The following is a 19,534-nucleotide window of genomic DNA, read 5'->3' on the forward strand; positions in this document are numbered from 1 at the left end:
GAAGGAGTCCTTATCGCGCCGAAGGCGTATCTCAGGAGCGTAGCGACCCCATAAAAAAAGATGCCACTTCCAATGGAAATGACATCTCACCACCCAACCCAACAATTCTAATTATGCCAAGAATAAAGACGCTATACCAAGTACCTGATCTTTGCTTAATGGTTCATCCCAGCCTTCGGAGACAGCTGCAGCATCAATCCCGGTCAATGAAGTCACATCAACTCCTCCCTGCATCACATTTTCTTCTCCAGCATAAATCGCCTGAGTAGCTGCAGGAAGGGATCCGATAGACCCATTGGTGATCCAACCTTTCACAGTATCCTGACCTTTTTTGGTTCTTAATCTTCTGACCATGGAAGCATGTCTGGCCTCCACCGAATGAATGGAAAGCGCTGCAGTTAAGACTACATCTGATTCCATCACATTTCCAGCCTGCCCTTTATAGGCTCTTACCCCTGTATCTTCAAATGCCTGTGAAAGAGCTAAGAAGGTAGGGTAGTCTGTAAATGGAGAAAAATTCCCTCCAGCAGTAAAGTCAAATTCTGGCTCTTCAACAGGTGTTCCCATCAATACATTTCCAATTACTTCCGTTAAGAAATTGACATGTGCCAACTCATGATCTCTAATCTTCAAGAAAATATTTCGATCAGCTCCTTCGATTACCCCAGACTCAATGCCCATTTGATAGTACCGGTATTCAAGGTGTTCCAGTGTCAATGCATAATTGAGTACATCGATCAGACTAGCCGTATCTGCTTTGGCTACTTTTGGCAAGGCCGAAAGTATTCCCAATGGCACCGCTGCCATGGCTAATTTTTTACTGAGACCTCAAAACTGGCGGAAAGCCTCTCTTCTGGAGAAAAATAGATCCTTTTCTTCCGGACTATTGGTGTCCGGACACATGGTATCGAGCAATTTTAATAAGTTCATATCTAATTGTGGTTAAGGTGAATATTAGCTAGGCAATTGACTAAAGTCGATCGGCGTCTTTATATAAGTAGATGCCGCAGTCAATACATCAGTAAAGCCCAAGGTGCGTTCCAGACCATTGGAGTCAATCAAATCATCTCCAGCAAAATCATCTGAACCTGGATTGATCAAGTCACGAATCGCAGCAGCATGTCTTGCTTCCACAGAAACTATCTTCCCTGCAATTAATAAATAGTCAACATTCTCGATAAACTGTCCAGCACCATTATATGCTGCCACACCTAGATCTTCAAATGTCTTGGCTGCTCCCAAAACGGAAGTCCTGCTGCTAAAATCAATGGAACTGAAATCCACTTCCAAATCTGCAATTGCAGCGCCTCCCAATGCCGCTTTAAAAAAGTCTCTGTGAGCCCTTTCATGCTTCTCCAGATCCCCCATAATGGTCTTTTCTTCTGCATTTGCATTGGCAAAATATCCCCCGGCAATTACATTGGCATAAAATGCCGCCTCTAACTGCTCCAATGCATAGGCATAATTCAAAATACCGATATCCCCAGAACCAAGGCTTACTCCCTCGTTCATCATAGGAGGCATCATATCTTCATCGTCATTACAGCCCATCAGCAGAAGTCCTGCCCCTGCAACTGACATCGTTCCAAACTTCAGAAAATTCCTTCTGTTGGTATTGGTCACCAGTCCTTTAGGCTTGATCAGTTCATTTTTCATTTTAATTGTGTTTAGGTTAATAATCCGGTTTTTGGTTTTCCATGGAAAAAAATGAAACCATATGACCAAAACAGATTCGGTCGGATGATTTGGAAGGAGTTACGAAGCGTTTTGAGTAACTGGATTTAACAGACCGAAAAAAAAGATGATTTTAGTCATAGTAACATTATTTTAGTCTTAAAAAAATACTAAAATCATTGCCGAATAATGCAATCGTTTTTATAAATTAGATTGACAGTATACTGACTGTCAATATTTTGCGACGGGCCCCTACAAAAGGGACAATGAAATTTTTATTTATTCACATTTTTCAAACAATAACTCAAAAAACAATGAAAAATTATTTTCGTGGTTCGTATTGTGGGCTTGCAATGGTGCTCACAATGACAATTATTCTATCAAGCTGTATCACTGACGAAAGCAGTCTTGATCAACCTTTAGATCCAAACACAAATCTCGAAAGAGCAACAGATTATCCGGAGGCATTTTCCCTGGAGAACCTCAGAATGGATTCTGAAACAAACAAAATGCTCGCAGATCTCCGGGCGGCCACCGCTAAATACCATCGGATCGAAGTAGCGATGGAAAATGGCTATGTTTTACCTGAGGGGTCTGGATGCGTATCCACCCCTAGTGGTGGAATGGGGTACCATTATGTCAATTTCGCTGCTTTGGATGGAGAGTATGACCCTACCATGCCAGAAGCATTATTATATGAAATGGATAAAAATGGCCAAATGAAACTGGTAGGAGTAGAATTTGTGATCGTAGCGGATGCCTGGGATGCAGAAAATGTGATGACCCCTTATTTTGGAATACAGGAATTTGATAAAGCTTTTCCTCCTGCTCCACTACCTTTCCGGAATTATCAACTCCATGTCTGGGTTTGGAAACATAATCCAAATGGTATTTTTATCAATTTTAACCCAAATGTCAGCTGTGAATAGCTTGTAAAGCTCCCTTTTATGGGAGCTTTTTTTACTACTCACCCAGCCAATCAAATCAATAATAAATGGGAAATCTAGGGTAAATCAGATGATCGCGTTTGTGAAAACACTTGCATATTAATCAAAAAGAAAAAGGAATGCTTTGAAGGGGAAAAAGAAAAACCAATTTCGTTTTCTAACACAAAAAACCCATATTTTTTTTATTCAAAAAAAATACCCTATGCCAGAAGTTTATTTTTTCACTAAAAAATATACGTAAAAATTTGATTTACAATGATTTATGAAATCAACCTCTTGAAAATTTTCAAACATCTGTTTTTTTTAATTTATCCCAAGTAAATTATATTCCCCTTTTTAAAGCAATTAAGTACTAGATATCACTGAATGTCCAATTTAATTTTATTGATTTCTCTGATTTGGACTAGCCCACCTATTCAAGTGGAAAATTCTACTAAAATGGATTCAATGGTGATGTTAGATACGCTGATCAGCAAAGGTGAAAAATATCTATATGCAGAATGGGATAGTGCTTTCTTTTACCTCACCAAAGCGGATTCTCTTGCCAGACTACTGGAAGAAGACAATAAAGTTGGGAAGGTTGCCAATTTATTTGGAACCTTATACTATGTAGAAGGTGACTACGTAGAATCGATCAGATATTACTCCATAGCCAGCGAAATTTTCAACAAAACCCAAGATGAATCTGGTCTGAACTATGCACTCAATGGCCGAGGGCTCATTTACTTAAGTCAAAATCAACTAGAGAGGGCCATTGACATATTTAACCGGTGCATTGAAATCAGCAAGAAACTCGGAGACACCTACGGAATCGGAAAAAATTACTTTAATAGAAGTATCGGTGAAGCCGACCTCGGCCAGTTTGACAAAGCCCACCGCTCCATTGACTTGGCTTTGGAATATTTGAAAGATCATCAAGACCGAGTGATCTATACCATGACCCTCAATAGAGCCGGTAAGATTTATTTTGATGAAGGAAAACTCGAGGATTCCGAGAAATATTACAAAGAAGTATTGAACTACCCGGGTCAATTATCCAATTGGGCTAGCGCATTTGCTTATACTGGTTTGGCTGAAATAGAATTTACCAAAGGGAATCCTAAAGCGGCGTTGGAATATGGAGAAATTGCCAAAGCTTATATCGACAAAACAAGAGCATATTGGGATAAAGGTAGATTATCCAAGCTTTTGATGGCTGCCTATGAACAAATTGGTCAATATGGTCTGGCACTGGAATATTCCAAACAATATAAATCCTATTCAGATAGCTTATACAACGAAAATAAGAATGCAGAAATCAGCTATTTACAGCTACTCCTAGCCAATGCTGACAATCAAAATTTATTAAATGAAAAAGAACTGGCAGAGAACAGTGCCCAATTCAATAAAAAATTCACAATCATCCTAGCTATCGTCTTAGTTGGAATGATCATAGGTTTTATACTTTATGGGAGGGTGATTCGACAAAAAGAAAAAATAAATCAAGTTCTTCTAGAAAAGCAAAGGGAAATTCAAATCCAAAATGAAAAACTGGAGGCTATTAATGAAGAAAAAAACAGGTTATTCTCAATCCTTTCCCATGATTTAAAAGCCCCTATCAATTCTGTCAAACAGCTGTTGGAATTGGAAGAGAATGGTCTTTTGGATGAGGACGAACAAAAAACCGTAAGGAAACTACTGATCAAACAGGTATCCGATACCGATGAGATGCTCCGAAAACTTCTTCGATGGTCTCATGCGCAGCTCGATGGAATCATCACCAACCGAACGGCTACAAATCTTACCGAAATCATAAAAGAACAAGTGGATCAATTGGATTATCAGACAGTTTCTAAAAATATCACTATCGATTTTTCATCGATTTTTGAAAACGCCCTTGTACTAGTAGATCCCCAGCAGTTTCGGATAATTTTGCAAAACTGTCTTCAAAATTCCATTAAGTTTTCCAACTCTAATAGTCAAATCAAACTGTGGAATTCTGTCCAGGAAGAAGGTGGATTTATCAACCTCCATATCAAAGATTACGGAATCGGGATCTCTGAAGAGAAAATGAAAGAAATTTCCTCTCAGGTGGTACGGGTTAAATCCACTGAAGGAACCCAAAAAGAAAAAGGAACAGGATTAGGACTACTGCTAGTAAGACAGTTTATGGAAAAAAACCAAGGACATATTCATATTCAAAGCAAACCTAATGAAGGAACTGAAATCATTCTTAGCTTTGAAAGAATAAACGCAACGCAAGAACCAATTGAGTCTTAACCAAATTCTTTACCCCTCCTAATGAAAAAACTTTTTCTATTTCAACTGCTACTATGGATGGCTTTGCCTCTTTTCTCCCAACAAATCACTACTCGGGAAATGGACCGAATCAACTGGATGGAATTTGCAGAGTTTGTCCCAAAAAAAATCAATACAGTATTACTTCCTACTGGCACTTTAGAACCTCATGGTGTTGTCAATAATGGTGCAGATAATACCGCTCCTTTTGCGATGGCTAAAGACATTGCCGACGAACTCAATGCCATGATTGCCCCTACACTCAATTATGGAATCACAGGAAGTATGGCAGCCTACCCAGGCGCTTTCAAAATCAGCGAAGAAGCCTATGCCCCATTCATCCGGGACATTTTGAAAGGATTGGCTAGAAATGGCTTCAAAAATATCATTATTCTCAATGGACATGGAGGTGGACAAACTGCCGTTTTACAAAAAGTAGCAGAAGATATCTCCAATGAATTGGGTGTACGAACCTTGGTCATCAATTGGTGGTCTTATGCCTCTGATGTGACGATGGAGGTTTTCAAAGAAGATGGTGGACATGCAGGTCTCAACGAAACCGCATACATCCAAGCTATTGACCCTACCTTGGTTCACAAAGAAAAATACAATGCAGACATGGCAACTGCTTATCCTAAAGCAGGAACCTATTCAGCTGTACCTTTTCCATCTAGCATCGGCTTATACCAAGAAGGTCAAGGATATCCTAATTTTGATGAAGTACAAGCCAAGGAATACTTCCAAAAAGTCAATGCAAAAATCGCTGGATTAATCAAGGAAACCATCCGAAAGTGGGATATGGCAGGACTCTAGAATGACGAAAAACGAAGTTAGAAATACGAAACTCTTGAAGACCTTGTGGGCTTAAATTACTTCTATTAGTTGAATTCTTAAAACATTTTTGCTTAGGGCAATGCCCTAAAAACCCTTTCATTAAACAAGAATGGCATATTACTCTGACCAGCAATTCCAAAATCTAAATTCAGAAAATTTCCTGCCAGGAGAATATGAAGGCTGCAGTTTTTCCCAATGCAATTTCGCTGGGATGAACTTGCAGAGCTTTAGCTTTGAGGATTGCAGTTTCACTAATTGTGACCTGAGCAATTGCAAGGTTCCCGGAGTTTCTTTTCGTGGTATCAGTTTTGGTTCCTGTAAAATGCTGGGGATTCACTTTCAAAGCTGTAACCCTTTCTTGATCGAGTTTTCTTTCAAAAACTGTCAAATGGACTATTGTGGATTCTACAACCTACAAGTGAAAAAAACCATTTTCAATTCTTGTCGATTACTTGAAGCGGACTTCACGATGGCCAATTTGACTGGAAGTAGCTTTCTGGGTTCCGAACTAAGTGGTGCCATTTTTGACCAAACTGTATTGGAAAAAACTGATTTCCGGGAAGCTCAAAATTACCACATCGACCCAGAGCTCAACCGCATCAAAGGAGCCCGTTTTGATTTGGACGGACTTCCTGGTTTGCTAGGAAAATATGGAATTAAAATTGGATAAACCTTTCTCCAAACTCCACCGAAGTCAAACGCTTCGGTTTTTTTATTTCTCTCTTCCACTCAAAAAAAGTCCCGACAATTCTCTACATCTTCTTGCTTTCGACTGCACTTTATGTTTACATTATAAACATTAAAATGTTAATTAAATTGACATTTAAAAAGGGTGATAGATATACTTAGAAATACAATTGAAATATACCTCCCTTCGGTCGGTGAAATACTATTTCCGTTTTATTTCGCCGAAGGTATATCTCGCGCAAGCATATCTCGGGAGCAAAGCGACCTTATCTCAGCGTCTACCGAAGGTGGTAAGCTGTATTTCAGGAGCGCAGCGACTCTATTTCGCCGCAGGTCTATTTCGGACGACGAAGGAGTCCTTATTTCGCCCCGTCTGCCTGCCGAAGGTAGGAAGGCATATCTCGCGCAAGCATATCTCGGGAGCAAAGCGACCTTATCTCAGCGTCTACCGAAGGTGGTAAGCTGTATCTCAGGAGCGAAGCGTCTCTATTTGGCCAAAGGCTTATTTCAGCGTAGCGTAATATTATAAAATCATGTTTATCAACTGTCATTCTCACTTCAGCTTCAAATACGGGACCTTATCCGTAGACGCACTCATCGGGGAAGCGAAAAGCAAACGTCTGGATGCGTTTGCCCTGACAGATATCAATTGCACCGCAGGAGTATTCCCCTTTATCCGAGCAGCCCAACGGGTGGGCATTCACCCCGTCATCGGGATTGACTTCCGAAATGGCACCCAACAACAATACATAGGCTTAGCCAGAAACCAGGTGGGGTTCTATGAACTCAACTCACATCTTTCTGAGCATCTCGTACACAAAAAACCATTCGGGAAACGGGCTCCGGTTGTCGATCATAGCTTTATCATTTATCCCCTGCCCAAGCGCTTTTTTGCCCTGCGGGAAAATGAATACATCGGAGTACATCCCACTCAACTCAATCAATTAATCTCCTCCCCTTGGTTCCAATACAAGGATCGACTGGTCATGTTGCAATCCGCAACTTTTAGCTCCAAAATTGAGTTCAACGCCCATCGACTCTTGCGAAGTATGGACCTCAACACCCTACTGAGTAAACTTCCTTTGGAGGAACAGGGAGACCCTGGTGATCGCTTCTATAGCTATGCCGATATGGTCGCCCGTGCCGAAGGTCATAGCTACTTACTGGCCAATGCCCAAAAACTACTGGAACACTGCCAATTCTCCTTCTACTTTCAAGCGGTCAAAAACAAACGGGATATTCTAGGCTCCGATTGGGAAGATTACGATTTCCTCCGCCAGGAAACCTTCAAGGGGGCGCTCTACCGCTATCCCGATCTGACACCCGAGATTTCCCAACGCATCGAAAAGGAGCTGGAACTGATCCAGCAAAAGGCTTTCACCTCCTATTTCCTGATCAATTACGACATTGTGACCTTTGCCCAGCAGCGCAACTTCTACCATGTAGGCAGGGGATCCGGTGCCAATAGCATCGTGGCTTATTGTCTGGGGATCACAGACGTGGACCCCATCGAATTGGATCTATATTTTGAACGGTTCATCAACTTATACCGGGAAAATCCTCCCGATTTTGACATCGACTTTTCATGGAAAGACCGGGATGAGGTCACAGATTATATTTTCAGAAAGTACAATCAAGGCAAACAGGAACATGTCAGTCTATTGGCAGCCTACAGTACCTTTCAATACAACTCCGTCTTCCGTGAACTCGGAAAGGTTTTTGGTCTCCCAAAAAGTGAAATCGAGTCCCTGATTCACTTTGCCGACAAACCTAGCTACCAACCGGATCAGTTCGGGAAGCTGATTATGAAATACAGCCAAGTACTCCATGACATGCCTTCCCATCTGACCGTACATGCCTGTGGAATTCTGATTTCCCACAAGCCCATCCATTATTACACCGCCACAGAAATGCCCCCCAAGGGATTCCCTCTTTCGCATGTGGACATGCATGTGGCTGAAGACATCGGATTGCATAAGTTTGACATCCTGAGCCAGCGAGGCCTCGGACATATCAAAAGTGCGATAGAGATCATCTACCAAAACCAAGGCGTGAAAGTGGACATCCGAAGGGTGGAAGAGTTTAAAAAAGATCCCTTAATTCGTCAACATTTGCAGACAGGGCATACCATTGGTGCTTTCTATGTGGAATCTCCTGCCATGCGCATGTTGTTGGCCAAGATGAAAGCCAATACCTACCTAGAACTCGTGGCTGCCAGCTCCATTATCCGTCCAGGAGTGGCAAGGTCAGGGATGATGCGTGAATACATTTTGCGTCATGTGGATAAGGAGCGCCGCAAAAACGCCCATCCTGTCCTCGCCGATATCATGCCTGAGACCTATGGCATCATGGTCTATCAAGAGGACGTGATCAAGGTAGCGCATTACTTTGCAGGATTGAGTCTGGGAGAAGCAGATGTACTGCGAAGAGGTATGAGTGGGAAGTCCCGCTCCAAGGATGAGTTCCAGCGTGTCAAGGACCGGTTTTTCAGCAATTGCCGGGAGAAAGGCCATCCCGATCAAATCGCTAGCGAAGTCTGGCATCAGATCGAGAGTTTTGCGGGCTATTCCTTTGCAAAGGGACATTCCGCTTCTTTTGCTGTGGAAAGCTACCAAAGCCTCTACCTCAAAGCCTATTTCCCGCTGGAGTTTATGGTGGGAGTGATCAACAATTTTGGAGGGTTTTATCACACCGAGTTTTACGTACACGAACTCCGAATGAACGGAGCCGACATCCAAGCTCCCCATATCAACGAAAGTGAATACCTGACCCGAATTATCGGAAAAACGGTTTATCTCGGATTCATCCACCTCAAGTACTTGGAGAAAGCTTCAGTAGAAAAAATTCTGACGGAACGCAGGCAAAATAGGCACTTCCTCGGACTGGCTGATTTCTGCGGACGTGTGGAAATCAGCCTGGAACAACTACTTATTCTCATTCGGATCAATTGCTTCCGGTTCACCGGTAAAACCAAACAGGAACTGCTTTGGGAAGCACATTTCATCCTAAACAAGCGGAAAGCGATACCCGGTCCCACCGATCTTTTCAAGCAAAATTCCGGGTTCAATTTCCGTCAGCCTGCAGTACCCCAACTTGAAGAAATCGACATCCGACAGGAGATCGTAGACCAGATCGACATTCTGGAGTTTCCACTGGATTCCCCTTTTCACCTCATCAAAGATCAAAGCATCCGAGGCATTCGGGCTGCCGAACTCAAAAGCCACCTAGGCAAAACCGTGCAGATCATCGGCTACCTAGTGACCGTCAAGTACACTCGCACAGTGAAAGGAGAAGTCATGAATTTTGGTACCTTCATCGATCGGGAAGGGCAATGGATCGACACCGTGCATTTTCCTCCCGTGGTCAAAAAATATCCTTTTAAGGGACGAGCTATTTACCTGATCGAAGGGAAAGTCACCGCCGAATTTGATTTCTACAGCATCGAAGCTACCAGATGTGAGCGATTGGAATATTGGAATGCAGGGGAATAGAAATTAAAAACGGAGAATGTAAAATTGAAAATGAATAAATCACAAGACATTGAAAAGTCTATTTCAGGAAAGACTGACGATCGACAATATTTTTTCTCCAAAAATAGATGATCCCTCTTCCAACTGGAACCAACTCCCTCCTTCCCGAACTTCACAGGAATTCGGACCCCAGCTATTAACTTCCAATACATTGTGTTTTTTCTATCCCATCTGTGGTAGCCCCTACTTCATTGAATTTGGTCATCAACCCACTCTCGGAAAAATTCCACCATATTACTTACAAAACCTACCCGTAACAACTCGACCAGTGAATTATTAAATGATCCTACTTTTCCCCTGAAAGCACCTTCAACTTATAATAAATTACTTACGACAATCCATCAAAATCTGACTTTCGAATATTCGATCATCCTCCAAAATGTTGAAAAACTCTTGAAGATAATTGCTGAAATTTCTATAATCAGGTTTATCCATCATCCCTTCATGCGCCTCCACTCTTGCCCAGATTTCCGGTTCCAATTCTAGAAATTCCTGTCTGATTGCCTGCATCAGGGATTCTTCTCTGCAATATCCTCTATACAGTCGCTCCGTGACATGTTCAATATCCACTAAATTACTCACCTGGGAATAAGGAGGGTTTACGATACCCGTCATATCAAAATCATAGGCCAATGGAACTACCGTTTTGGAATCCAATTTCAGAATTTTCATATTATGCTGAAACATGGTAGACCAATCTGTATTCCCAATCATCAACTGGAAATAATCATGCCGTACGGCTGCCGAGTCTTCTAGTAAGGTTCCAACGATCTTCTTTCCCTCTAAAATCTCTCCTCCAAATCGATCTGCTACATTGTCATCATCTTCTATGAAAAAACCAACCAACTCTTCTACCTCGTCTTTCTTATCATCCTCATTCTCAAAATAAACTTTAACCAATCTGGTTTGAAAAGTATAAGGCGTAATGGGTTCAAAAAGCTTATAACAAAGGTATTCTTTTACCACATCGCTATCGGCTCCATTTGACCTAGTACATGGGATCACCAGCTTCAGATTTCTATTTCCATCGAATATGGTTCCTTTGGCCTGCTTCTTTTTCACTTTTACCCGAAGTGGGGGATAAAAACAATTCTCCAACCTGAAGTTCCCCCTTACACGCATCTCAATATCCAAGGATTCCCATTCCCCAGTTTCTTCATTTTTAAGTTGGAGATAATGGTCCATGTAGGTAGAATCATTCGTTTGTTTTCTTAACTCTTTGATTGAAAACTTCATTTTGATTTCCAGCGGTTCTTGATCTGAAAACAAATCGAATTCCTCTTGGGAATACCCATTCAGTTGAAACAGCAACAACCCCAAACAAGTCCCTATTCCGTACAATAAACTTTTCATAGCTCGATTAAATCATAAAAAAACAGCAAAAATCAGCCTGATTTTCAGACTGATTACTCATTCAAATCAAACATTTCCAATTTCACATCATCTACCCCTACCTGATCAAATGGATTCTCCAATTGTATCTGAACATTAAAAAGTGAAATCAGAATGAAAGTGGAAATCATCCCTAAGGAATACAATATCCATGGGTTACTTTCTGAGCCCCCCTCTTGAAGAGTGAAATAAACGGAAGGAATATAAATGATCGGATACAGGTAAATAAAGACCAAGCAGTACGCTCTGATGGAAGCCGGAGTTCTATGTTCTTTGATAGCCGCAGTATTTTCTATACCTGACAATACATCTCCCATAAACCCTTGGATCTTCATCGAAGCATTGTATTTCATATGAGAAGATCGCTGCTGAATATAGGAACTCACTTTTATGGCATCCGCCCTCACTTTTTCCAACGGAATAGGATCGGGACCTAAATATCCTCTTAAGCTTTTTGAAACAGCCAGAATATCTGCTTTCACCGCCGCTTTTTCTTCCTCACTAATTTTCGGTTGACTTTGTAAACAGGCATTGACAGTAATCAAAGCTGAACGGAATCTCGCTAAATGCTCCAATGCCTTTTCTCTACGTCTAAATGCACTTTTAATGGAAAAAACCAAAGGAAAAATAATGGCAATACTGATCATGGTCAAACCAAAATTGTATTGAAAATTATTTACAAGAGTAAAATGGGTAGTAACCGCGGAAATTGCCAATACTACAAAAGTCCTCCAATTAATAATGATTAGGTACTTTTCCATGATAAAAATCCTGAGTTGATTGGTGATAATGCTTCAATCAAATTGAATTAGTTCAATTTAAAACTAAAATTTCCATCAATAATCCTGACAAAAATTTGAAAAACAACGAAATACAACTCTTTAATATAGGATTTTTTTCAGTTTATTTCAGTCAAAAAGATATTCTTAAATTCGACCTCAGCACCTTCCGCCTGCAATGCCACTTGTCCTTTGGTGGTAGTCGCCTCAAAGCCTTCATTTACCAATTCTCCATTGAGCCAAACGGTAATCGTGTCCTTGATACATCTGATTTTTATGTGGTTCCACTCACCTAAAGGCTTTTCTGAATCATCCGTTAAATTCATAATTCTTCTTTCTTTCCCTTCCGAAATCCCCCAATCCTCTTTAGGGCCTCTCCTACTTTCCATTTCTTCCACCTTGATATCCTGCTGTATACACCAAAAATCTCCCGCATTGCTATGCATCAATTGAACCTCAATGGATTTTGGAAACATATCATATAATGCCCTAGGTTCGGAAGCATGAACCAATATCCCACAATTTCCAGGCTCTCCTGCAAATCGATAATCCAGTTCCAATAAATAATTTTCGTATTCCTGATCCGTGATTAAATGTCCTTCAGGTGTACCCAAGCTCACTAGCAATCCATTTCTAATAATAAATGGAATCCTTAAACTACTATCCGCTTCCAAATCTGGAACATCCATATGCCAGCCATCCAAATTAGTCCCGTTAAATAATGGGATTGGTTCATTGGAAGGCTTGGTGCATTGAAAAAAACAAAGGGTTGCCAATCCAATTGAAAGAACAGCGTATAAAAAATTCTTCATTATAAGAGATTTTAGAGTGGTTTACTTGCCAACGATATTGTATACAAATGCGCGGTATTTAATCAAGGCTACGAAAATTGCTCCTCCAAAAGCATTTCCCAGTAAAGCCAATCCTTGAAACATCAAATAATCAAAAAGCGATATGTCCGGGGATTTCAACATTCCTGAAAACACTTCAATACTTCCAATAATGCTATGGTGCAAACTGGTGAATGCTAGTACCGAGGTAATCAGAAAGATCATAACAATTCTACTGATTGTATCCTTGACAGAAGCTAAAAGCCAAGACAGCAATCCCATCAACCAACCTGCTACGATTGCACTAACCAAGATCACCATCGGTTTCACTTCCAAGACATGCAAGGCAATGGTTACCACCACCTCTTTATCAAATATTCCTAATCGCGGACCTAGCCAATTAAGTAGCAAAGCAATGATATAGCCTCCTATTAAATTCCCACTGATCACAATCCCCCATAGTTTGAGCATGGCCTCAATGGTTTGTTTTTTATTTAAAACAGGCAAGGTCAACAAGGCAGTTTGTTCCGTAAAGAGGATACTTTGCCCCAAAACCACCAAAATAAACCCCAATGGATAGACCAAAGAAATCAACTTAAAAATAGAACCTTCATCCATTTTGCCCATTGCAAAAAAGAAAACGGTACATATCATCAGGTAACTAAACCCAATCTCTAGACCAGCGGTAACAGAACTCAAAAACAAACTACTTGGACTTTTTTCATAAGTCTCCAGGGCATCAGAAATCTGGTCTCTTAGAATCTCCCCATGCGACTTAGGGGCATCTTTCCCAGTTTTTTTGGTAGTCTGGATTTCCTTGTCAATTACTTTCTGCTTCTTTTTCTCTTCTGAAGCCAGTTTCTTTTCTTCCGAAGCTAGCTTCTTTTGTTCTGCAGCAATTTTTTTTTCTTCCTCGGTCATATTTCTAGGGTTTTTCACCTGAGTGATTCTTTTGCAAAAAGGATAAGTTAGATCAATTGTCTACCTTCCCAGATTCTCATGAACAACATATGAGCCATTCTTCGTGCATGCTCTTTCGCATAAGATGCCACTTCCCCTTCAAAATATCGATCTATAGTAGTAAACCATAATTCCAACCAATTTCCAAAATGTTGCTGCTCTATGCTGTGATCTACTGCGGCATCCACTTCCCGATGGACTTTAGTGGGATTAAACTTGCCAGCTCCTGGACCGGTTTGCAGCAAAATCATCTCCCAAAAATCGCTTAAATGAGTCAAATGATGCTCCCAATCCTCCACGATCTGATTAAAAACGGGTCCTAAGGCTTCATGAACCCGTACCTGATCATAAAATCTACGAACCAGAAAGTCTACTTCTTTTCTACTGCGAATATCAATCTTATCCATTCTAATCTTTCAAAATTGGCGCTAACACCTGTAACTCCCCATCTATATCTTCCGGAATCGGTAATCCCAAAATCTGACATATCAAGGGGTAAATGTGGATATTTTCAAAGGACTCAATGGTCAGACCTTCCTTAATCTCAGATCCATTGGCATAAAAAATCCCATGCATTTGTTGATAATTAGGACTAAAACCATGGCCTCCATAATAATTGGATCCTGCTCTAGCCATATTGGCTTTTACTCGGGCCAAGCCTTCTTGGTTGCTGGCTATATAAAATCCCAATTCAGGTAAAATCAAAATATCACCAATCCGGTCTCCAAACAGCGATAAATCCTGGTAGTATTCTGATTCTTCCACATCCACTACTTTGAAAGGACCCTCTCGCTTATTTAGTTTCTTCAACACCTTTTTTTTCTTTTTGGGATTGTCAAGATACAAATGCGCTAAAGCTCCATTATTTACTACTTTAAGGTCCAGCCCCTCTGTAATTTCATCCAAAGCAAAGAAGTTTTCAAAGGGCACTTCCATCATGCCGTGGTCAGAAACAATAAAAATATTTACCTCTAAGTCCAAACTTTTTACTCCTTCCATCAATGTTCCTAGAACTCCGTCTAACTGCTGTAACTTTAAATTCAGTTGTTCATCATTTAAAGGCCCAAAGGAATGACCTACATCATCCATATCCGAAAAATACATGGTAATCAGCTGGGGCATTTCTTCTTCTGGAAGCTGCAACCATTCAAATACCTGACTTACCCGAGTTAGGTTATTGATCCTTCCATCGTATTTAAAATAGTAGCTTGGCCTTACTCCCTGAACATCTGCTTCAGACCCCACAAAGAAAAAACTAGCCGCTTTCATCCCATTTTGTTCGGCCAAGACCCAAAGTGGCGTTCCACCATACCAAGATCCATCGGTTGAATAGGTAGGATTGTTATGATGGTATTCCTCATCGCGTTTCGGGTCATAAAACCCATTATCCACAATTCCATGATGTTCGGGTTTCATTCCTGTAGCAATGGTGTAATGGTTCGGAAATGTTTTGGTAGGAAAGGAAGGAATTAAAGAAGTAGCGGCTGTCCCTCCGGCAATAAATCTACTTAGGTTTTCAGGCTGAAATCGCTCCACATAATCATATCGAAATCCATCCAAAGAAATCAGAATCACCACTGGTTTTTTGGATTCCTGTGCCCAGGAATAGCAATGAAATCCCATCAAGGCAACTAAAATCAAAAAGGTCTTTTTCATAAAAGTAATCTTTGCATGAAAATACTTTGGGATTAAATCGAAACCAAGGATTCTTTTCTTATGGCTGCTGCTTTTCCCTCCAAATTGGAATTTCACCTTGGCCTATTCAATAGATTAAGATTAGTCAAAAACTGTGGACTACGCCCCATATTCGGGAATAATTTTCCATCCTATTTTCTCAAAAACAGCTAAAATCGCCCAAAATCGAACTGGCCTATGATTTGAACTGCTGCAAGCTTCAAACAAAAAGATTATGAAAACGACCAACAAAATTCTTTATACTGCAATGATTGCTTCCCTATCCATGGGAGCTGTCAGTTGTAAATCAAGTAATGCTGTCAAGGGCGGCGCAATAGGCGGCGCCGCAGGCGGTGTGCTTGGTGGTGTAATTGCCGGAAAAGACAATACAGCCACAGGCGTATTGATTGGTTCAGCAATCGGAGGTTCAGCAGGTGCTATTATTGGAAACCAAATGGATAAAGCGGCTGAAGAACTTCAGAGAGATCTGGAAGGCGCTACCATAGAACGAGTAGGTGAAGGAATTAAGATCACCTTTGATTCTGGATTGATGTTCGAAGTGGATAAATCTGATCTCAATGCCAACTCCAGAGAAAACTTGACCGAACTTTCTGAGACCTTGAAAAAATACGAGGACACTAACATCCTAGTGGAAGGCCACACAGATGCTACAGGTTCTGATGAATATAACCTAAACCTATCAAGGGAAAGGGCTTATTCTGTAGAAGATTACCTGACAGCCATGGGGGTTGAAAGATCGCGATTGGAAATTGAAGCATACGGAGAATCACAGCCGATTACTACGAATGAAACTGAAGCCGGAAGACAACAAAACCGAAGGGTGGAAGTAGCTATTTATGCCAATAAAAAAATGAAACGAATGGCTGAACGAGGTGAGTTGGGACAATAAGTCCTACCCCCTATTTATGGACCCGAAAGGCGACCCAATGGGCTGCCTTTCTTTTTATTGATTACTATTATTGGCTAATTGCTCTTGATAGTACGTCATCCGCTCCTCATTCCCAACCGCTTTATTGAGTAGATACAAATTGGAGAGCACAGATCTGCTAGACCCATATTGAAGGGATTTTTCAAATGCTTCAATGGCCTCTCGTTCTTTTTTCTGTACAATTAAGGCAGTTCCAAGGTTTGTATAGGCTGAGAACTGATCTTCATGACCTGCCTCCACTGCAGCCCTAAAATACTTTTCTGCATTCACATAATTCCTGTCCTTTAAAAAGGAGATAGTACCTAAATTGGTCAATACCACAGAATTGCCTGGGTCTACCTCAAAAGCTTTCAAAAACCTGGCTTTCGAAGCAAGCGTATCCTTAGACTCTAGCAAGGCTTTTCCGTAAGCGGCATAATACGAAGGAAACTTTTCTGCCCCTCCAAAGTTCTCAAACGCTGCCTCTATTTCTGAATAATTTCGAACTGCTTCCGCATAATTTTTATTTTCAAAGGCAGTATTTCCCGCTTTCATCGCCAATAAAAAGGCGGTCTCTTCCACAGAAAAACCATCTTCTCCTGCGCCATAGGCTTTAGCCTTTTCCAAATCCCCCAATTCGGTATACAAATAAGCCAGGTTTCTATTGATTTCTGGATCCTCTTGAACCTCCAGCGCCTTTTCAAAAACTGCCACCGCATTCGCTTTTTCATTCAGCCGGATATAAGTCAAGCCCAAGTTTTTATAAGTCGCATACATATCAGGATTTTTCGTCTGAAGGCTTTCCAGATACAATCTCCTTGCCTTTTCATAGTCCCCTCGCTCAAAGGAAATTGCCGCCAATTTGAATTTGGCGAAATGAGAATCCGGTTGTTTATCTATGCTTTGCTCCAGCACCACCAAAGCTCTGGAGGTATCTCCTACTCCAAGTAAAGACTCCGCTAAAGCAGCCAAATATTGAGAAACGGAGGCATCTTCTCCCAAAATCTCATAAGCCTGATCAAAATGCATAACCGATTCAGCATAGTAATCCCTGGCAGAATCCGGAGAAGTTGTTTTTAATTTGTCTGCTTCCAAACGTAATTCCTCTGCATACATGACGTGCGTTCTCCAACTTTTTGGAGCAGTTTCGATTCCTGAATAGGAAAGAGAAAGGCCGTCTTTCCATACTTTGGCACGATCGATAGTCTTCCAGGAGAAAGCAAGTAAGAAAGGCATTAAAATCAACGAGGAAATAAGAGGAGCCTTTTGAATTTGATAATGCTGCATGAGCATATAAAGTCCATATACCACCAAAAAACAGAATGCCAGAGAAGGGATGAACAAAAACCGTTCTCCGAGATTCGATCCAATGGTCAAAGAATCTGTTAAGTTGGCGAAAATCGAAAAAGTAGCCAGGTAAAAGAGAATCCCAAAACTGATCAATGACCGGGACTTCAGGCCTTTGACTGCCACAAAAATCAACCCGGCGAAGAATAGTAAACTGATCCAAACAAGAGGATCAGTAAAGGTTTGAACATCAATCTGGCTGAAGGAATAATCCCAGGAAAGCGGATGAGGAACTACCAGCAATTTTACATACTTGAGGTATATAAATAAGTTGGTGGCCAATCTTTCTCCGCCTGATACGCCATATAATACTGAATTGATTTTGGAATCATACACAGTGGCCGCTTCTTCCAAAACTATCATCCGGCAAACCAAATAAAGGATAACTGGAATCAAATATGGAATTACAGATTTGATACTTGCTCTAAAGGAGCGTTTCTGAAAGAAGTAAGCGATTAAGAAAACCAAAGCCATCAGGGTAATGGTTTCCTCTTTTGAAATCAGGGAAAGCAAAAATAAGCCTCCCACCAAAAATTGCTTAGGAAGGGTAAGCCTCCCTTCATTTTTGACCCAGTAAAGAATTGCCGAAAAGGCGAATAAGGAAGCTAATAAAGTATCCCTGCTTTTGACCGATGCCACTACTTCCGTATGAATGGGGTGAACTGCATACAGAAGTAATATCAGCAAAGGAACAAAGATCGGAAGGGCCTTCTTTTGGGTTAGGATCACCAATAGATTTCCCAAAATGACCAATAGCGAGAAATATAAAATCACATTGAAAATGTGGCCATTTGACGCATTGAACTCCCCAAAAATCTGATACTCTATCGCAAATGTCAGTAAAGTAAAGGGTCTGTAGATACTAGTATTTACGGGATTAATCGAGATAAAATTCATAGAACCGTATTGAAACAGTTCCGTCCATTCGGCTAATCCTTTTTGGGTGACCCGATTGAAATGGGCATAAATCCCGTCGTCTCCGGAATACCCATAATTAAAGGTATGAATGTATAATGCTGCTCCAAAAAGGGAAATGAAAAGTATCCAAAAAATGGGTTTTTGCTTCATCCTTACTAGATTCTTTAATTCGAAAAATAAGGATAAAATTCAATTTTGAGAATTTACCTTCTGACTAATACCTACCTGTTGAATTTAGACTTCTTTTTTCATTAGCCAGTCCGTTTGAACCTCATCTCCAAATGGAAAAGGATGAGCCCCGAATTTTTTAAAACCCTGCTTTTCGTAGAACTGAATGGCATTTTTATTATGCTCCCAAACTCCTAGCCACACATATTTCAGGGAATTTTCCCGGGCAAAATCAAAGGCGTAGTCCAGTAACTGCTTCCCAATACCTTGACCTTTGTAGTCTTCCAACACATACAGTCTAGCAATCTCTAAACTCTCTTCATCATGGATATCTGTTTGGGAAGGCACCTGATTGACCTTAGTATAACCTATAATTCTCCCTTCTAACTTCGCTACAAAGAACTTGGAACAAGGGTTTATAAATTCCTTTCCAAATTGGACTGGAGTAAATGCTTCATCCAAATAGGCATATACATTTTCAATTTTATTGCCGGCAGTAAATGCTTCTAAAAATGACTTCCTGGCCATAAGTACCAACTCCTCTAATTCATGGGCAGTTACTTCCTGAATATCCACGGATTTCATGATT

Annotated in this window: 16 protein-coding genes and 1 pseudogene; 7 read left to right on the top strand and 10 right to left on the bottom strand. The window is 40.8% G+C overall.

The window, feature by feature from the left end; genetic code table 11:
- Positions 1-111: 111 nt before the first annotated feature.
- Together JYB62_RS08395 and JYB62_RS08400 are read right to left on the bottom strand one after the other, a co-directional pair.
- A complete protein-coding gene (locus tag JYB62_RS08395; protein WP_243431468.1) occupies positions 112-807 on the bottom strand; it encodes a ferritin-like domain-containing protein in 696 nt (231 codons plus the stop codon).
- 147 nt (positions 808-954) lie between these two features.
- Positions 955-1,656 (bottom strand): ferritin-like domain-containing protein, encoded by a 702-nt coding sequence (locus tag JYB62_RS08400; protein WP_205644948.1) that lies wholly within the window; start codon positions 1,654-1,656, stop codon positions 955-957.
- Positions 1,657-1,988: 332 nt separating this feature from the next.
- On the opposite strand from JYB62_RS08400, the gene JYB62_RS08405 reads away from it, so the two are divergent.
- The 6 genes and pseudogenes from JYB62_RS08405 to JYB62_RS08425 all read left to right on the top strand — a co-directional run bounded on the left by JYB62_RS08405 (position 1,989) and on the right by JYB62_RS08425 (position 9,910).
- Positions 1,989-2,603 carry a hypothetical protein gene (locus JYB62_RS08405; RefSeq protein ID WP_205644949.1) on the top strand — a complete coding sequence of 205 codons (615 nt, stop codon included), beginning with the start codon at positions 1,989-1,991 and terminating at the stop codon, positions 2,601-2,603.
- Between the two features lie 384 nt (positions 2,604-2,987).
- Positions 2,988-4,880 (top strand): tetratricopeptide repeat-containing sensor histidine kinase, encoded by a 1,893-nt coding sequence (locus tag JYB62_RS08410; RefSeq protein ID WP_205644950.1) that lies wholly within the window; start codon positions 2,988-2,990, stop codon positions 4,878-4,880.
- Positions 4,881-4,901: 21 nt separating this feature from the next.
- Positions 4,902-5,711 (top strand): creatininase family protein, encoded by an 810-nt coding sequence (locus JYB62_RS08415; protein ID WP_205644951.1) that lies wholly within the window; start codon positions 4,902-4,904, stop codon positions 5,709-5,711.
- A gap of 130 nt (positions 5,712-5,841) precedes the next feature.
- A pseudogene (locus JYB62_RS20110) lies at positions 5,842-6,021 on the top strand (pentapeptide repeat-containing protein); the annotation flags it as partial.
- A gap of 129 nt (positions 6,022-6,150) precedes the next feature.
- On the top strand, positions 6,151-6,402 hold the full coding sequence (locus tag JYB62_RS20115) for a pentapeptide repeat-containing protein (protein ID WP_394369692.1): 252 nt from the start codon (positions 6,151-6,153) through the stop codon (positions 6,400-6,402).
- 550 nt (positions 6,403-6,952) lie between these two features.
- Complete coding sequence (locus tag JYB62_RS08425; RefSeq protein ID WP_205644953.1) at positions 6,953-9,910, top strand: DNA polymerase III subunit alpha; 2,958 nt, start codon at positions 6,953-6,955, stop codon at positions 9,908-9,910.
- A 363-nt stretch (positions 9,911-10,273) separates the two neighbouring features.
- Here the strand turns inward: JYB62_RS08425 and JYB62_RS08430 are convergent, their stop codons facing one another.
- From JYB62_RS08430 to JYB62_RS08455, 6 genes are all read right to left on the bottom strand, one after another.
- Entirely contained in the window at positions 10,274-11,302 is a 1,029-nt protein-coding gene (locus tag JYB62_RS08430; protein WP_205644954.1) for a hypothetical protein, read from the bottom strand.
- A gap of 53 nt (positions 11,303-11,355) precedes the next feature.
- A complete protein-coding gene (locus tag JYB62_RS08435; protein WP_205644955.1) occupies positions 11,356-12,102 on the bottom strand; it encodes a hypothetical protein in 747 nt (248 codons plus the stop codon).
- 137 nt (positions 12,103-12,239) lie between these two features.
- Positions 12,240-12,932, bottom strand: a complete 693-nt coding sequence (locus JYB62_RS08440; protein ID WP_205644956.1) for a 3-keto-disaccharide hydrolase — start codon at positions 12,930-12,932, stop codon at positions 12,240-12,242.
- Between the two features lie 21 nt (positions 12,933-12,953).
- Positions 12,954-13,871 (bottom strand): formate/nitrite transporter family protein, encoded by a 918-nt coding sequence (locus JYB62_RS08445; protein ID WP_205644957.1) that lies wholly within the window; start codon positions 13,869-13,871, stop codon positions 12,954-12,956.
- Positions 13,872-13,918: 47 nt separating this feature from the next.
- On the bottom strand, positions 13,919-14,317 hold the full coding sequence (locus JYB62_RS08450; RefSeq protein ID WP_205644958.1) for a group III truncated hemoglobin: 399 nt from the start codon (positions 14,315-14,317) through the stop codon (positions 13,919-13,921).
- 1 nt (position 14,318) lies between these two features.
- Positions 14,319-15,566, bottom strand: a complete 1,248-nt coding sequence (locus tag JYB62_RS08455) for an alkaline phosphatase family protein (protein ID WP_205644959.1) — start codon at positions 15,564-15,566, stop codon at positions 14,319-14,321.
- 253 nt (positions 15,567-15,819) lie between these two features.
- Here JYB62_RS08455 and JYB62_RS08460 point away from each other — a divergent pair, with 253 nt between their 5' ends.
- Positions 15,820-16,494, top strand: a complete 675-nt coding sequence (locus JYB62_RS08460; RefSeq protein WP_205644960.1) for an OmpA family protein — start codon at positions 15,820-15,822, stop codon at positions 16,492-16,494.
- 54 nt (positions 16,495-16,548) lie between these two features.
- On the opposite strand, the gene JYB62_RS08465 is transcribed toward JYB62_RS08460, so the two are convergent.
- Positions 16,549-18,927: a tetratricopeptide repeat protein gene (locus tag JYB62_RS08465; protein WP_205644961.1), complete on the bottom strand. Its 2,379-nt coding sequence runs from the start codon at positions 18,925-18,927 to the stop codon at positions 16,549-16,551.
- Between the two features lie 84 nt (positions 18,928-19,011).
- Positions 19,012-19,530 carry a GNAT family N-acetyltransferase gene (locus tag JYB62_RS08470; RefSeq protein ID WP_205644962.1) on the bottom strand — a complete coding sequence of 173 codons (519 nt, stop codon included), beginning with the start codon at positions 19,528-19,530 and terminating at the stop codon, positions 19,012-19,014.
- Positions 19,531-19,534: the final 4 nt, after the last annotated feature.

The sequence above is a fragment of the Algoriphagus lutimaris genome, from assembly GCF_017051705.1.
In the GTDB taxonomy this organism is placed as follows: domain Bacteria; phylum Bacteroidota; class Bacteroidia; order Cytophagales; family Cyclobacteriaceae; genus Algoriphagus; species Algoriphagus lutimaris.

What these genes read in the sequence shown, in the direction of transcription:
- JYB62_RS08425 (WP_205644953.1), top strand. Translation starts at nt 6,953, where the DNA reads ATGTTTATCAACTGTCATTCTCACTTCAGCTTCAAATACGGGACCTTA.
- JYB62_RS08395 (WP_243431468.1), bottom strand. Translation starts at nt 807, where the DNA reads ATGGCAGCGGTGCCATTGGGAATACTTTCGGCCTTGCCAAAAGTAGCC.
- JYB62_RS08455 (WP_205644959.1), bottom strand. Translation starts at nt 15,566, where the DNA reads ATGAAAAAGACCTTTTTGATTTTAGTTGCCTTGATGGGATTTCATTGC.
- JYB62_RS08460 (WP_205644960.1), top strand. Translation starts at nt 15,820, where the DNA reads ATGAAAACGACCAACAAAATTCTTTATACTGCAATGATTGCTTCCCTA.
- JYB62_RS08415 (WP_205644951.1), top strand. Translation starts at nt 4,902, where the DNA reads ATGAAAAAACTTTTTCTATTTCAACTGCTACTATGGATGGCTTTGCCT.
- JYB62_RS08410 (WP_205644950.1), top strand. Translation starts at nt 2,988, where the DNA reads ATGTCCAATTTAATTTTATTGATTTCTCTGATTTGGACTAGCCCACCT.
- JYB62_RS08405 (WP_205644949.1), top strand. Translation starts at nt 1,989, where the DNA reads ATGAAAAATTATTTTCGTGGTTCGTATTGTGGGCTTGCAATGGTGCTC.
- JYB62_RS08470 (WP_205644962.1), bottom strand. Translation starts at nt 19,530, where the DNA reads ATGAAATCCGTGGATATTCAGGAAGTAACTGCCCATGAATTAGAGGAG.
- JYB62_RS08450 (WP_205644958.1), bottom strand. Translation starts at nt 14,317, where the DNA reads ATGGATAAGATTGATATTCGCAGTAGAAAAGAAGTAGACTTTCTGGTT.
- JYB62_RS08430 (WP_205644954.1), bottom strand. Translation starts at nt 11,302, where the DNA reads ATGAAAAGTTTATTGTACGGAATAGGGACTTGTTTGGGGTTGTTGCTG.
- JYB62_RS08440 (WP_205644956.1), bottom strand. Translation starts at nt 12,932, where the DNA reads ATGAAGAATTTTTTATACGCTGTTCTTTCAATTGGATTGGCAACCCTT.
- JYB62_RS08400 (WP_205644948.1), bottom strand. Translation starts at nt 1,656, where the DNA reads ATGAAAAATGAACTGATCAAGCCTAAAGGACTGGTGACCAATACCAAC.
- JYB62_RS08465 (WP_205644961.1), bottom strand. Translation starts at nt 18,927, where the DNA reads ATGAAGCAAAAACCCATTTTTTGGATACTTTTCATTTCCCTTTTTGGA.
- JYB62_RS08445 (WP_205644957.1), bottom strand. Translation starts at nt 13,871, where the DNA reads ATGACCGAGGAAGAAAAAAAAATTGCTGCAGAACAAAAGAAGCTAGCT.
- JYB62_RS08435 (WP_205644955.1), bottom strand. Translation starts at nt 12,102, where the DNA reads ATGGAAAAGTACCTAATCATTATTAATTGGAGGACTTTTGTAGTATTG.